Source organism: Winslowiella toletana, from assembly GCF_032164335.1.
Taxonomy (GTDB): Bacteria; Pseudomonadota; Gammaproteobacteria; order Enterobacterales; family Enterobacteriaceae; genus Erwinia; species Erwinia toletana_A.
The window spans coordinates 1,878,780-1,893,730 of record NZ_CP134152.1 but is presented as its reverse complement, the minus strand read 5'-3'; the positions used below and the strand labels follow the sequence as shown (position 1 = coordinate 1,893,730).

Below are 14,951 nucleotides of genomic sequence, written 5' to 3'. Positions count from 1 at the left end.
GCCCCGCATCTACGGGGTGTTTTCAGCTACGACTGCGTCATAAATCCGTTAGCCGTCAGTTATTACGCTTATTAAACTCTTCATAACGGAAGTACATATCACACGACATCATAAATTCGTTATGCCAGTGCCAGTATGTATGCAAGAAGTAATAAGCCAGGCAAGGCATAAAACAGAGTATGAAGTAGGTTTGAAATCCGATCTGCCACTGTAACAGGCTAAGTGCGCTGCTGATACAGATAATCCACACTGCCACAACCAGCAGCAATAGCAGAACTCTGATGATAAACGGCTTTGCATACAGCGAATGGAAAGGGATTGATTTCGAGAAGAAAAAGTCAATCTCCTTTAAGAACACTCGGCCGAGAAAAACATACCGTTTTGATAACAAAGAAAATATCAGGTTAATCGCCAATACCACCGCACATAAAATCAGCATGGCAATCATTAGCCTGGCTGAAAAGAATCCCTCAGTTAAGGAAAAGTCCGAATTAGCAGCCAACGGACTGACAGATATCAGGTTAATCAAGGCAACCGGTAAAATATAGCATCCCAGATATTGATAAAGATTTCTATAGCGTACTCCAGTTGAAACCGTTGTCAGCAACTGCCTGATATAAACGGTCCTGAGCCAACGAAATATCAACAAGATATATAGCGGTGACAAGACATACAGACAGATGACGCTGTAGATCATCGAGGGTAGCATCAGGCAACATTTAACGATGAGCCAAAAGACGAATATTGACAGCGCACTGATAATCGTTGGCCGTGAGAAAAAAATCAGCGCAGGACTACAGTGTTTCCCTGTAAAAGCATCGACATCGACACGACCTATAACATAACTGTATGCCCACCAGGCTTTTAGTTCATAAATAAAATTAAACAGCATAATAGACAGTAGCCCACTAATGAACCACACATCGTGCTGTGTCACCTTGTAGTCATTATTCTTCCAGTAAAAACCCAGAACAACAAACAGCACAGAATAGAAAAAAAGAACCAGCCTTTTATCCTGAAAACGGATAAATTTAAGATAATCGGGAATCATAGCGCACCAGTAAATATTTAAAACTTTCTGCAATGCAGCGTCATTTCCGGCGCGAAGCCGTCAAAATCATTCAGCATATGCCCGAGATAAGCTTTATTACTCACCTCAATCAGCAATGGTGCCATAGGATTGTTTAATAAATGCTCCATCGACTCAGTCCATTTAACGGTATGGGTTAAGTGCAGCGATAAATTCTCTTTAATCATCGCCGGATCGGCTTCTGGCCTGCCGGTAACATTCATCAGCACGTCGTACTGTGGGCGTTTAATCTCTACCGTGGCTAAAAAGTCTCGCATCTGCTGCACTCCCGCTGCCATCAGTCGGGTATGCCAGGCGCCGCTGACACCAAGTTTTGCCGTCTCATAGCTGCCAGCCGTCAGAGTGCGGGAAAATTCCGTCAATGATGCACTGGTTCCGCCGATAACCTGCTGCCGATGACTATTATCACAACTGACATCCACTTCTGCGTCAGATCGGGCAATCAGGTCGATTATCGTTTGATAATCAATACCTTTTACGGCGTACATTGCACCTTTATTCACTTTACTCAGATCATTCATCAACGTTGAGCGAAAGTGGATCATTTTAAACAGGTCTTCGAGCGTGACGGAATTGGCCGCATATAATGCAGCGTATTCACCTACACTGTGGCCACATAATCCCACCACCTTCGACGTCTCAATTTTCTCACGACACAATGTAAACAGCGTGGCATTAATCGCCGTAACCGCCACCTGTTGACAGGTGGTTTGCACCAGTTTATTCATTGGCCCTTTCAGACAAAGACGGCGAATATCCGTCTGAGAAATATCGCTGGCACAATCCCAGATCTGCCGGGTAACATCATTAATATCCCATAAATCTGAACCCATACCGATGACGGGATTGCCCTGACCGGCAAACATAAAGGCGACCGGCTGTGATTGCTTAATTTCCATAACAAAAACCTTAGAAATGATAATTAAAACCTAAATAATTTCCGAGCGTTTCGCCAAACAGGCCGAATTCGGAATCCTTGTTGCCAAAAGCGGCATACACGCCGGTGTAGATTTCCAGCTGCTTGCTCCATTTATCCAGCGGTTTGGTATAGGTAATCCCCACAATCGAACTCTTATCAAGCATATTAATCACAACCCAGGGTTTCAGGCTGGACTGATCCTGCATCAGGATACTGGCGTAACTGTTAAGGTAATGCCTGCCCAGCAAGTTACCTTTACTGGATGTGTTGTAGATTTCAGATGCCATTAAATATTTATACGCATCGAAGGCGTTATCCAGCGGCGCGTAATGGGTTCTCTGATTGAGAAATTTTATTAAATCGGTCTGTTTGCGCCATTGCGCAGCAGAATAGCCTTCGCTCTGAAAATAATACTCTACGCCAAACTGGCTGAAGCGGTCGGTGGTGTACTGCATTCCCAGCGCCAGCTCAATTCCCTGTTTATCATTGGTGCGGTACAGCTCCTCTGGAAAAGCGTAATTCTGCACTCTCTCAGCACTATCCCTATCCAGATGACGCCACTGCTGTTGCATATGCCAGGCTAATTCGGCATTGAAGATCAACTGCGGAGACAGGTTATAACTGTTAGCCAGCGCCAGGGATTTTGAATCACCCAGCATGAGGCTGGCTGACGGCGTAAAATTGTCAAAGCGATAATCGGTGTAAGTCAGTAAATAACGATCGCTGCTGTTCGAACGTTCGAGCGCAGACCAGTTACTGGAGGACTCATAGCGCTTATCAATGTGCGTAAATTTTGGCGCTACCGTTAATGACAGGGAGCGAACCGCACTATCCTCTGACAGCACTGCGCCCCAGAAGGACTCGGTATAGGCCTGCTTCATAGCGGGATGGTTTATCCGCGTCGGTTTAAATCCTGCATAGTCGTTATTCAACAGACCAGCCGGGGATTTAAGGTAAAACAGCCCTCCCTTATTTCTGATTTTGCCAGCATCCAGCCTGACAGTATCGGAAAGGTTGTAAGAGAGACTTAACCGATCAAACAGCACTCTCATCCGGTTATCATCTTTTTCAAATGCGCCGGTTGTCTGGAACGGATAATAAGCCAGCCCATACAGAGCAACACTGAAACTCAGCCGATCTTCAATCAGCTGACAGCGATTACTGTATTTAACCGCCAGGTCGTTATAACCATTATTGGCGCGGTATGGATTATCCCCGTCTATTTGCCAGGCTGAAGGCATTTTCCGCACGTAAGCGATCTGGCCAAACAGTTCCAGATCGGCGTCAGACAGGCAGGCCGCCACCCTTTCCGCTGGCAGCAACAGCATCGGCAGCATCAGCCAGCGAATAACAGACATTAATTGCCCCCCCGCTGAATATACTCCTTAGTAAAATGCGACAGCGGCAGCGATTCAAATCTTAAATTGCTGTATTCCATTACGGTATAACCACTGCCGTGGCGCGCATCGGTTACCACGATTTTCGCTGGCCTGTGCTTACCAAGCAGCGGCTGATAATCCTGATACAGCACCTCTTTCATAAGTTTGTCATCCAGTGAAAAATAGGAGGCTTTAAACGGACGATAGCTACCCTGTTCAACGAGATAGTTTACTTTTGGATAGGTTACATCCGGCGACTTGCGCTCCAGCGCCAGCTGGTAGCAGATATTGTCACCGCAAGGTTGGTCGTCCAGCCGCTTAGCGTTATAGGCATATTCAAAGTTAGTGACAATGACGTCCCCATTGGAAATCTGACCTAACAGTCTTTGCTGGCGGGAGATGGGAATTGGGCGTCGCAATTCCGGCGTGTAAAACCACAAATCATACCAGTCGGATAACATCACTTTCCCCCTGTCCCTTGGCGGGAAAATAAAGCGTACCAGCGAGCGTGCATCGGCCTCGCTATTCGCCTCAGGTTTAAGAAAGCGCATGGAAACATCCAGAACCTGCTTGTTGGTCGGATCGGCCGCGCCCGGTTTATACTCCAGCACCGTAACGGTGTAGCGGAAGGGTTGATTCGGTGAACGTACATCGTCAGACTGGCGAATAATTTCCAGCGCGGTAGTTTGTGCAGAATCAGCCCATGCCAGCGTCGAAAGCAGCAGAGAAGAGAATAACGATAAAGATGCGCAAACTTTCATTTGGTTGTTCCTAGACTGATTTAAATGCATCTGAAATATTGAGTCTGGATGCCTTAAGCGCCGGCAGTATTGATGCCAGTGACGCCGTCAGGATTGGCAGCACCAGGGTAATCCAGTACAAATCGAAGTTATCGGTTTTGATAAAGGCGTTGTAACCCTGGGACTGGCCCGGTGACGGCGGCATCGCAATGCCTTTCAGGTTAATTATCCCGGCCAGAGCAAAACCGATAATCAGACTGCCGATCGCGCCAATCGCGCCAATAAAGATTCCCTCTAACAGAAACAGTCGCGAGACATGGGCAGGTCGCAGACCAATAGCCCTCAATGTGGTGATTTCACGGGTTCTTTCGAGAATGTTCATGCTCATCGAATTACCGATCATAAAGATCACGATCAGCGCGACGATCACTTTGATAAAGAAGTAGATACCTGACAGCAGACCTTCTACCTGCTGATAAAATATCGATAACTCTTTCCAGTTTTTCACTATCAACGGCAGCTGCTTATCAGCGATAAATTTTTCCAGCTTGATGCTAAATTCATCCAGTTGCCGATCGTCTTTCAGCAAAATAACAAATTTGCTGACGCCGTCAGTGGCCATCACTCGCTGCGCGGTTTGCAGCGGCATTTTCATTGCGACATCATCGTAATCTTTGATTCCTGAAGAAAAAATACCGCGAACCTTAAGCGATAATGCCCCCTGTCCGCCGTGACTGTTGACCACCAGCAGATCCACCCAGTCGGCATAGCGTGCGCTGAGGGTATTTGCCAGACCACTTCCCAGAGTTATTTCGTCATGTTTAATACGTGACAGATCGCTACCGGAAACCAGTTTGTCGAAAGAACCGAGTTTTAATGCCGGTAACGGCTCCACTCCCAGTGCGGAAAAATAGCTGGAGGTTTCGTGCTCATATTGTGAAATTACCCCGGTGAACTCAAGCTGGCCAGAGATGGTCGAAATATACTTCGATAACTCCGGATCATGAATAATATCGGCTTTCAACCCCTGATAATTATTAATGATGCTTTTACTTTTGTTCGAGGTCTCAAAGTATGACTTATCATAGATCTGAATATGACCGATATTGGTGCGTACCGTTTGCTGCTTCAGAATCCAGAAGGAGTAGTCGATAAAGCCGCCGTAGAGGAATATCGCTACGCCACCAAGGATGATGGCAAAAATGGTCGAAAATGAGCGTCTTTTATGTCGGAACAAATTCAGAAAGGCAAATTTGGTATCCTGCGCGGTGAATAATACGCTATACATTAAAAAGCATAAAATCATTAAAACAGCAATGCTGGTTAATATCATTCCAATATTCATTTACTCACCTTTTACCAAAGGCATCAGAATCTGTGAGACTTCATTCAAATCCCATGCAGGCGTGCTGTCAGCCTCCAGCGCCAATAATCTTAATTGCGTCGCGCTGCCGTTTTTCATCTGTTTCAGCAATGCATCAGCGCGTGCATTTTCCTTGCAACTGGACAACGCGCGATAACGCATATAGTTAATCTGCGCAAGGATATCAGCATCAAACTTATCGCTCTGTTTTAACAATATATCGGTATCATTCAACGTAACCACGCAGCGCCCCAAACCTGCCGGTAAATAAGCATCGATACGCGCACGTAAATAACGAACGCGCAGATTCTCTTCATGGGAATCCACCGCTTCATCGAGGTAAAAAAATCCCAATTTGGCGTACTCTGAAGCGTTGACGTAGTCGTTAACCGCTTCAAAGTGATTTGCCAGTCGCAGCATAGCGTAGGAGTAAAATATCAGTGAGGTGATATTTTTTTCGCTGTGATATTCATCAAACAGCTGATTGCTGGTGTTTAACAACGCGTCAGCCTGGCTGGGAAAACCTTGTTGTATTACTTTCTCCACTGCCGGTAGCGGTGCAGCCACAGCTATCTTCTGTGCAGCAATGAATAAGCCAAGCAAAAAAAACAGCATAAGTTTATTTAGCGGAGTCACGGACTAACTCTCCATCTTCAATTTCGATAACACGTCTGGCCCGGTCTTTAAGCTGGGTTGAGTGTGTTGAAATAATAAATGTGGTGCCGGTGTCCTGATTAATCTTCATTAGCAGGTCGAGAATCGCTTCACCGGTTGCGAGATCAAGATTACCGGTTGGCTCATCGGCTACCACCACTTGCGGATTATTTGCCAGCGCTCGGGCAATGGCTACGCGCTGTTGCTGACCGCCCGATAGCTGGCCTGGTTTACGATCGCGCAGCGTGCTAATGCCAACGCTGTCGAGGTAATGCAGCGCCTGCTCTTTTGCTGTTTTTTTGGTGTAATTTCCGTTCAAAATCAACGGGTAATAAACGTTATCAAAGGCACTCAGTACCGGAATCAGGTTGAAAAACTGGAAGATAAAGCCCAGGTGTTTACTTCTGATTATTGACAGCTGATTTTCATTTAAATCGTTAAGCGCTTTGTCCAGAAACAGTGTCGATCCAGCCGTTGGTTTATCTATACCTGACAATATATTGAGCAAAGTGCTCTTTCCACTTCCTGATGGGCCGCATAATGCGAGAAACTCCCCTTTGTTAATCTCAAGGTTAATATTCCTGAGCGCATCAACTTTGTTATCTCCGACGCCATAACTTTTGAAAATATCAATCAATAGTATTGCCGGCAGTGCTTTTATGCTGCTTGCCATCATTTATCCCTGCCAGTATTCGTTAATAGCGGGTATCGAACCAGCTAAAGCCGCCAAAATTATCGGGTATCACCGTGCGCATTTTGCCGTGACAATCTGTTTGCTGGTCAAGATAGATCCAGCTCAGCGCAGGCGAAAGGCATCCGCTGCCGCCATAGAGTTCAGTGAGATTAATCGTTTTAATTTCCGATCCAGCCGTATTGCTCAGCAACTCACGCTCGGTGGCGCTTTTTCTTAAACCGGAGAAGGTGATCAGATTAATATCAGAATCCCTTCCCATCATTTCCATGCTCAAGCTATTATCAGAGTCAGCAGCCGAGTAATGCCCGCAGTTAATCTTAAGATCACTTTCGTGATGACTAAAAATAAAACAGCCCGTTCGCTCAACAGACAAGTTCATTTTGAATTCCTTGTCTCTGATTTTTTCTTTCTTATTAATCGGAATATCTTCTTCAGAGAAAACCAGTACCGGTATCGCCCGATAAGCGGCTAATATCACCACAAAGTCAAAAACACCCCAATTCAGGTAGTCCTCTGCTACTCTCATCGCCTGCACCAGAGACTGTTTTTCCCCTCTGATTTTGCAGGTAAAATCTTTTACCGAAAATTTCTTTACTAAATTTTTCGGTAGTGTATCGATGATTGCCGTATGCAGTGCACTGGAGATATCTTCCAGCGGGCCGGATTCTCCCCAACTATCAACATAAATAAATGCGGTGCGCGACTTTAGCAGCTGCATACGCTGTTTAGCAGTTAATTGCTGCAAAGCGGCGTCAGAAACTTGTTCCATCGCATCGATATACTCTTTATAGCGAGGAGTTCTGATCATCTCTCTGGCATAGGCATCTTTATGGGTGCCAAAACGTTTAAAGCCCCACGCGTGCGCCGCTGTCGACTTAAGTGCCTTCTTATACAGATGAGACTCCCAGACGTTTAACCAGCAGGGATGGTATAAATAAATGCTTTCCTGTGGTTCCGTCATCGAGAATGAAGATAAATACATCACACTTCCTAAATCAGTTTACTGACCAATGTCATTATCAGACATCACCACAGCAATAATCGAACCATCAACACCCAGCCCCACTTTCAGCAGATGATGTTTATCGTGTTTGACGATGCCTTTATTCAGCAACAAATGCCGGGCCATATTTTCACGTATTGCCGTGGTTCCCACCGGGGAAATTAATTCACCGCTGCATAATGAATAGTGACCAATAATTAAATCAACAATGCCAGATCCGGTCGGGGTATAGCCCATCTGCCCTTTATAGGCCAGCACCGGAATAGAGTGTTCAGTTAATAACGCGGCAATCGCCTGCGCCTCTGCCTTATCTGTGGCCTCTGAACCATTACCGTGTGGAACTATGGCACACAGACTGTCAATACTGATGCCGGCTTTGTCGATAGCCTTATTGATCACTTTTAGCCAATTAGCGCTCAGCTGCGTCGCATCGTTTCCTCTGCCAGAGCTAATTTGTGCATAGCTGGAGGCTAAGCTGATGCCATGCGACAGCCCTCTGGCACGGCGATGTCTGGCACTTTCCAGCACCATCGCGCAGTGGCCTTCGGCAAACAGCACACTTTTGCTCTCTTCGCCAAAGGGTTGCACCACTTCACTGTCCAGCATCGATTGCCCGGCAAGAAAAGCAATATCCTGCGTGGTGATCTGCGAGCAGTTAATCACCACAACCAGGTCAATGTCACCACTCTCTATTGCCTGAATCGCCAGATGCACCGCAGACAGAGACGAATTACTGGTGCACTGCAAATTCGGAGGACTGTATTTCAGGCGATATTTTTTTGTGAGACGGTGTGCCAGTTTATCCTGACCCATTTCTCCAACGTGTAAATGAGTAATCGACTTATTGAGCGTGACATCTTCAATATCATTGTGATCATAAAAAGCCAGATAATCGATCACGTCCGCTCTGGGGCCAAGACCGGTAAGATATACCCGGACGTTTTCACCTGATAAGCAATGCTCATCGAGCATTGCTTGTTTCAGTGATTGATTAATCAGGCCACATATCCGTTCAAAAAAACTTTCTTTCGCTGGCGCAAGCCTGGCTGCAAGCTTATTTTCTTTTACTCCGCATTTAATTGCGGCTCTGTCAGATTCAAACCAATAATCCTTCGCAACCGTTCTACCCTGCTTGAGGTTATTGATTAATTCTTCACAGTCGTTAGCAAACGCCAGGCTCGCGCTGTAGCCAGAGATGATAGTGGCATTATCCAAAATACTATCCCTTAATCACAAACGCATAGTAGTTCCCGCCTTCATTGGCGCCGACCAGCAGGACATGCCTGATGGCCTTCTTCAAAGGCTCACGAACAAAGTTAATACGATCGTCACAGAAGGTTTCGGTATAGGGGATAGCAGGAACGGCTTGTTTCTTAATACAGTCAACGATCACCGCAAGGTTCATCAGCGCAGCGCAAGATTCTACAAAACCAAAGCAGGCGTTATAGTTAACCACCGGCACCTGCGGATTTTCCTGCTGGAATGCCCGATGAATGGCGCCGAGTTCAATTTGCACGCTCTCATCTGCGCCGCTGGTGGTACCGCAGACCAGGTCAATATCCCGCGCCGAGATACCCGCGTCAGTAAACGCCCGTTGGATAGCCAGTGCCATGGCATCGGCCTTCTCTTCTGTCTGCTTCGCGTCAAAATAGCTGTTGCTGTTAGATTTGCCGTAGCCGATGATTTCCGCCTGCACCTCGACATTACGCGCCTCAGCCGCTTCCAGGTCTTCAACCAGCAGCATGCAGGCACCTTCGCCCGGTACAAAACCTTTCGGATTTTTACCGTACACCTGGTATTCACGCGCATCCGACGTCATCTGGATTTTCTGCGTTACCGCATCCATATACAGCGCCATTGAAGGGAAATATTCATCTGCGCCACCGACCAGCACCTGAGACTGCAACTGCTGACGCACAATTTCATAGCCATAGGCCAATGCACCAAGCGCCGCGTTCTGGCCGGTTGCCAGCGTAGTGGTGTAGCCTTTAATGCCTTCAGAGATACCACAGAAGGTGGCGATCGAGTTCATCAGCGATCCAGGAAACTCGGAGGTACGCACTTTACGCGGGTCCGGCTTCAGGCTTTGCAGATATTTGTAGGTTGTCTCCTGCGGGCCACGTGACATCCCCATAACCATTCCCAGCTCTTCGCCATCGCGCTTGATCTTCCGCTTCGCGCTGTTTAGTGCTTCGGCCAGGGCGATCAATGCAAAGGTACCGCCACGCGTTGCTTTGCGCGGATCAAAACGACGTAAGTGTTTACGCGGCTCGAGGTTCTGAACCTGGAAGGTTTTAAAGTTCGCTTCATTTTCCGGCAGCGCGTGTGCTTCACTGGCATAATCTGCCCCAAGCAGCGCTTCAAACTGGCCGGTGGTGTTAAGCACATCGAGTAACTCTCTGGCCTCTTCCAGCGTATCTTCATAGAACGCCACCGAACCCAGCTCAACGGTTTTATCGTTAGCCCAGATATGTTCGAGGATTTCGTTGATGCTGTGGCCGATGGCTGAAACCGCACCGATACCAGAAATTGCGACGCGCTTCGCGTTATAGGAGGTAACCGGCGTGGTGCCTGGTTTGGTACTGACAATCATGCAGCAGTTATTACCGCCGAACGCATAATTGTTTTTCATAAAGATATTAACTTCTTTTTCTCTGAACTCGTTTGGTACATAGTCCAGATCGCAATTTGAACGCGGTACGGTGAAATTCAGCGTTGGCAACAGGTTGTTTTCCGGCAGCGTCACCAGACAACCGATCAGCTCAACAATACCGGCGGCACCAATGTTATGGCCAAAGAAAGATTTGGTTGAACTGACCGGCAGATTTTCCACCTGCGGAAACACTTTTTTCATCGCCAGCGTTTCGATACGATCGTTAGCTTCGGTGCCGGTGCCATGCACGTTGACATAGTCGATCTGATCCGGCGTGACGCCGGCATTCTGCATCGCTTTGTTCATTACCTGCACCGCCCCGCTGGCACGCGGGTCTGGCCCGGTCTCGTGATAAGCATCGCAGGAGGTCGCGTAGGAGAGAATTTCGCCATAAATTGTGGCGCCACGGGCAACCGCGTGCTCATACTCTTCCAGCACAATGGCACCCGCGCCTTCACCGATTGACATGCCGGAGCGGCCAGAGAACGGGGTGCAAGATTCAGAGTGCATCACGTTCAGCGCATAAAAGCCGGCGAAGGTCGGCAGATAGATCGGCTCGGTGCCGACTGCCAGCATGGTTTTACTCTTACCATTCTGAATAAAGTCAAACGCGATACCGATCGCGTTCGGGCTGGCGGTACAGGCCGTGGCGACCAGCTCCGTGCCGCCTTTCAGGCCCAGCAGCGTCGATACGCTGGAGCAGCAGGAAGAGAAGCCGCCGGAATACATCGCTTTCTTCAGCGAGAAATCTTTAATACGCTGTTCAAACAGCGGCAGGAATGCTTCGGTACCGGCGGAAGAGACGCCAATCACTAAACCGGTGTTATCAAGGCTGGCCTGATCGTTAACCAGACCCGCCTGGCTTAAGGCATCTTTGCTGACTTTATAGGCCCAAAGCGCGGCATTATCCTGTGATTCAAGAATATCTGCCGGAATATCTGAATAATCAATCTCATGTAATATTTCTGCAGCGCGGGCATTTTCAAACCATTGGGAAAAGCGCACGCTGTCAGTCACGCCGCATTTTTTACTCAGTAATGCCTGCCTGAAGTCGGCGATATTGTCCGCCAGGGAGGATAAAATTCCCATCCCGGTAATTACGACTCTTTTTCTGTTCGTCTTCATAACTAATCCACTAAACCTTTATTCCTGACGTCACGCAGGCAGCGCAAATCTGTTATGGCTCACAGCCGCAAAAATTTACGCTGCCAGGGAAATTAAAGCGTTGCTCTGGTACACACTTAAGGTGCAATTAACATCACAGCGCGCTTTTTGGCTTTGATGCGTCGATATAACTGTGTTCAGTCGGGTTAACCAACATACTGAAGTTGTACAGGAACGGTACGTTATGCGTTTTAGCGGCAACGTCACCCTTGCGGGTCTGAATATCGAAACCGGCGATGTCGGACCAGGCATACTGGCTGTCAATCAGCGCCAGCGCGATATAAGACTGCATGGCCGGCGAATAAACGCCCTTAACAATCACTCCGACCTCAGCGCCATCAACCAGCACTTTGTCATCGGCAGTAATGCCGTTGCAGTCGGTCAGCGGGACGATGCCGACTAATTTGCGTGCAGCACCGGCGCTGGAAAGCCCTTCAACCGCAGATTTGCCAATAAAATCTTCTTTGTCATACTGAACAGCCCACTGCAATTGCAGTTCAACCGGATTGCGGGAGTAGTTTTGATAAACTGACGCATCCCAGCACGGGTTCTCAACGCGCAGTACATCCTGATAATCCAGGCCGCCGGTTTTCAGCTGATACTTTTCACCCTTATCAAGCAGCTGATTCCATACCTCAACCAGCTGCTGCTGTTCACCCGCCAGCAAATAAGCGAATTCACCGTGCTTACCACAGCGGAAAGTAATCAGGCCATCGTCAGTATTCATATATTCGTGGTACGGCAGGCCAACAATGTCGAAGCCATAAATCTCAGACAGCAGTTCCCAGGCGTACGGGCCTTCCAGCAGGATAGCGCCCCACTCTTTGGCATCCATGGAACTGATTTCAGGGGTTTCCTGAATATCCAGGTCCTGACCGTTTTCTAAAATACAGTTCAGTCGTTCAATAATTTCGCTGCAAGATAGCGACTCGGAAAGAATGAAATAGCCTTCATCGGTACAAAGAACGTAAGCGTCCCCCCACACCGAACCATCTTCATTCAGTATCAGCGTATAAATACCCTGTTCGTCGCGAATAATCGAAATATCGGCCGAAGCCATGTGATTAACCAGCGACCACGCATCTTCGCCGACCACGCTAACGATCGACATATGTGAGTAGTCAACCAGTACGGCATTTTCTCTGGCGGCTTTGTAAGTCACGTCCGGGGCGTTATAAGAGGACGGAACAGATTTTCCGTTGTAAACGCCCATTTTTACGTTCTTTTCTAAATGCATATTATAGAGAGCGCTCATAAAATAATCCTGTAGATTTAAATTGAAATAATTAGTGTTGAGTTCGGTTTTTCAGTACAAAGGATGCCAGGTTGTTAATACTTCTCATATAAGAAGGATCATCGCTTTCGCTGACCTGGATACCAAAGATTTTATCCAGCAGTACCAGAATTTCAGTGGCGTCAACGGAGTCCAGCTTCAGCCCGTTACCAAACAGTGCGGTATCATCATCGATCTGCGACTCATTTTTCTGGATATGCAGACGTTGAATAATTTCCGTTTTAATGGTTAGTAAAACGGCTTTACGCTCATCAATATTTTCTTGCATGGTATTCATGGTTGTTACTCCGTACTTTGGTTATTTGTTTCTCGAAAATTAATGATTACACCCTGACTAATCAGCTTTTTGCCCACATGAGCAGATACCGCATAATGCTTGAAGCCATTGCTGTCTGCGAAGGAGAGCTTACTGACGACCTCAATGGTATCCCCCGGCCAGGCAATTTCTTTGAACTTCAAATTTTGTGATGCCAGCACGCCGCGAACCTGAGAACGTCGGGTGCGGATAATCGAACGCATATTTTCATCGTAGATATTGCTATGAATATCGCGCAGCGTTCTCATCTCTTGCTGATATTTTTCTTGCCAGATATCACAGATATCCGTCAGGAAAGAGAGATATTCACTTGCCTGACCAAATATTTCTGAGATAAGCACGCCGGGCATAATTGGGTCTTCAGGAAAGTGCCCGGCCATATAGGGTTCATTATAAGTTACATGTTTTATAATCTTAATGTAGCCATTATCGCCATATTTATAATCATCAATTCTGTCGACCATCACCAGCGGCTGACGCCAGCCGCCCATTTCCAGAAATACTCTGGAAGGAATCGCATATTTAGACATAAATCACCGCATCACCAGGCCACCATCGATAACGATGGTCTGGCCAACAATATAGCTGGAAGCTGAAGAGCTTAAATAAACGATGGTATTAGCGACTTCCTCACATTTTCCCAGGCGTCGTAATGGCACGGAAGCGATCACATCGCGCACCACGGTACGCGGCACCTTCTTCACCATCTTTGATTCGATCATTCCCGGCGCTACCGCATTAACCCGCACCCCTCGAGGGGCCAGTTCAGCCGCCAGCGTACGAGTGAATCCCAGCAATGCGCCCTTGGATGCGCTGTAATTACACTGGCCGACACTGGGGATAATGGCGGCGATAGAGGCCACGTTAACAATTGCCGCACTTTCAGATGCTCTTAACAGCAACAGCGCTTCTTTAGTCAGAACAAAAGTACTCAGCAGGTTGGTATCAATGACCGTATTGAAGTCATCAAAACTCATTGAGGCAAACAAGCTGTCGCGCACGATACCGGCATTATTAACCAGAACATCCAGCTTTTTAGCCTGCTGACTCAGATGCTGACATAACTGAATCACTGAATCTTTGTCAGCCAGATCGCATTGCAGAATATGCAGTCGATCACCATGAGGATGCGTCTCTTTCAGCTGCTCCAGATCCGCAGAATTTGATTTATACAGCGCATAAACATGGCTTTGCTGCTGTAAAAACTCGGCGCATATTCCCAGGCCAATATCACCACTGGCACCGGTCACCAGGACATTCTTGTCAATAAGGTCGTTATATTTATACATAGCTACACTTCAGATAGTTAATAATTAAGAAAGAATCGTGACCGCAATAGCATGCGTTCGACAATGCGAAATACTTAACGATATTTTTGATAAGCCTTTTTCATGAATAATTTCCTTTAGCCGACCCTGCAGCAGAAAGCATGGCGCGCCAAATTCATCGTGAGAAATTTCAGCGTCATGAAAACGAATCCCGTTACGAAATCCTAAGCCTGTCGCTTTGACAATTGACTCTTTGGCTGCCCAAAAACCCGATGCCCTTTCATAATCAGGATTTTTAGCATCAATTTTAACAATTTCCGCCTCGGTGAATATTCGCTGCATAAATGCCATATCGAGGCGCACAATCGCATGCTTAATACGTTCGACTTCCACGATATCCGTACCGACAAACAT

15 protein-coding genes are annotated in these 14,951 nt (G+C 47.2%); all 15 read right to left on the bottom strand.

All coding sequences use genetic code 11. The annotated features are described in order from the left end of the window. Nucleotides 1-55 precede the first annotated feature (55 nt). Entirely contained in the window at nt 56-1,051 is a 996-nt protein-coding gene (locus RIN69_RS08905; RefSeq protein WP_313856900.1) for a hypothetical protein, read from the bottom strand. A gap of 17 nt (nt 1,052-1,068) precedes the next feature. Continuing rightward, a complete protein-coding gene (locus RIN69_RS08900) occupies nt 1,069-1,989 on the bottom strand; it encodes an ACP S-malonyltransferase (RefSeq protein ID WP_313856898.1) in 921 nt (306 codons plus the stop codon). Between the two features lie 10 nt (nt 1,990-1,999). Further along, nucleotides 2,000-3,367 (bottom strand): hypothetical protein, encoded by a 1,368-nt coding sequence (locus RIN69_RS08895; protein ID WP_313856897.1) that lies wholly within the window; start codon nt 3,365-3,367, stop codon nt 2,000-2,002. Next, complete coding sequence (locus RIN69_RS08890) at nt 3,367-4,149, bottom strand: outer membrane lipoprotein-sorting protein (protein WP_313856896.1); 783 nt, start codon at nt 4,147-4,149, stop codon at nt 3,367-3,369. The genes RIN69_RS08895 and RIN69_RS08890 overlap by 1 nt, the downstream gene beginning before the upstream one ends. Before the next feature lie 10 nt (nt 4,150-4,159). Beyond that, nucleotides 4,160-5,473, bottom strand: coding sequence for an ABC transporter permease (locus RIN69_RS08885; RefSeq protein WP_313856895.1), 1,314 nt, complete (start codon nt 5,471-5,473; stop codon nt 4,160-4,162). Then, a complete protein-coding gene (locus RIN69_RS08880) occupies nt 5,474-6,058 on the bottom strand; it encodes a hypothetical protein (RefSeq protein ID WP_313856894.1) in 585 nt (194 codons plus the stop codon). It abuts the gene before it with no gap. A gap of 52 nt (nt 6,059-6,110) precedes the next feature. Beyond that, on the bottom strand, nt 6,111-6,818 hold the full coding sequence (locus tag RIN69_RS08875; RefSeq protein ID WP_313857667.1) for an ABC transporter ATP-binding protein: 708 nt from the start codon (nt 6,816-6,818) through the stop codon (nt 6,111-6,113). 22 nt (nt 6,819-6,840) lie between these two features. Continuing rightward, nucleotides 6,841-7,821 (bottom strand): ATP-binding protein, encoded by a 981-nt coding sequence (locus RIN69_RS08870; protein WP_313856893.1) that lies wholly within the window; start codon nt 7,819-7,821, stop codon nt 6,841-6,843. Between the two features lie 18 nt (nt 7,822-7,839). Continuing rightward, nucleotides 7,840-9,057, bottom strand: a complete 1,218-nt coding sequence (locus RIN69_RS08865; RefSeq protein ID WP_313856892.1) for a beta-ketoacyl synthase — start codon at nt 9,055-9,057, stop codon at nt 7,840-7,842. 4 nt (nt 9,058-9,061) lie between these two features. Continuing rightward, entirely contained in the window at nt 9,062-11,620 is a 2,559-nt protein-coding gene (locus RIN69_RS08860) for a beta-ketoacyl-[acyl-carrier-protein] synthase family protein (protein WP_313856891.1), read from the bottom strand. A 133-nt stretch (nt 11,621-11,753) separates the two neighbouring features. Next, complete coding sequence (locus RIN69_RS08855; RefSeq protein ID WP_313856890.1) at nt 11,754-12,914, bottom strand: aminomethyltransferase family protein; 1,161 nt, start codon at nt 12,912-12,914, stop codon at nt 11,754-11,756. Nucleotides 12,915-12,945: 31 nt separating this feature from the next. Next, nucleotides 12,946-13,230 carry a phosphopantetheine-binding protein gene (locus RIN69_RS08850; RefSeq protein ID WP_313856889.1) on the bottom strand — a complete coding sequence of 95 codons (285 nt, stop codon included), beginning with the start codon at nt 13,228-13,230 and terminating at the stop codon, nt 12,946-12,948. Between the two features lie 5 nt (nt 13,231-13,235). Beyond that, nucleotides 13,236-13,799 (bottom strand): 3-hydroxyacyl-ACP dehydratase FabZ family protein, encoded by a 564-nt coding sequence (locus RIN69_RS08845; RefSeq protein WP_313856888.1) that lies wholly within the window; start codon nt 13,797-13,799, stop codon nt 13,236-13,238. A 3-nt stretch (nt 13,800-13,802) separates the two neighbouring features. After that, on the bottom strand, nt 13,803-14,558 hold the full coding sequence (locus tag RIN69_RS08840) for an SDR family oxidoreductase (protein WP_313856887.1): 756 nt from the start codon (nt 14,556-14,558) through the stop codon (nt 13,803-13,805). 24 nt (nt 14,559-14,582) lie between these two features. Continuing rightward, entirely contained in the window at nt 14,583-14,951 is a 369-nt protein-coding gene (gene acpS, locus RIN69_RS08835) for a holo-ACP synthase (RefSeq protein ID WP_313856886.1), read from the bottom strand.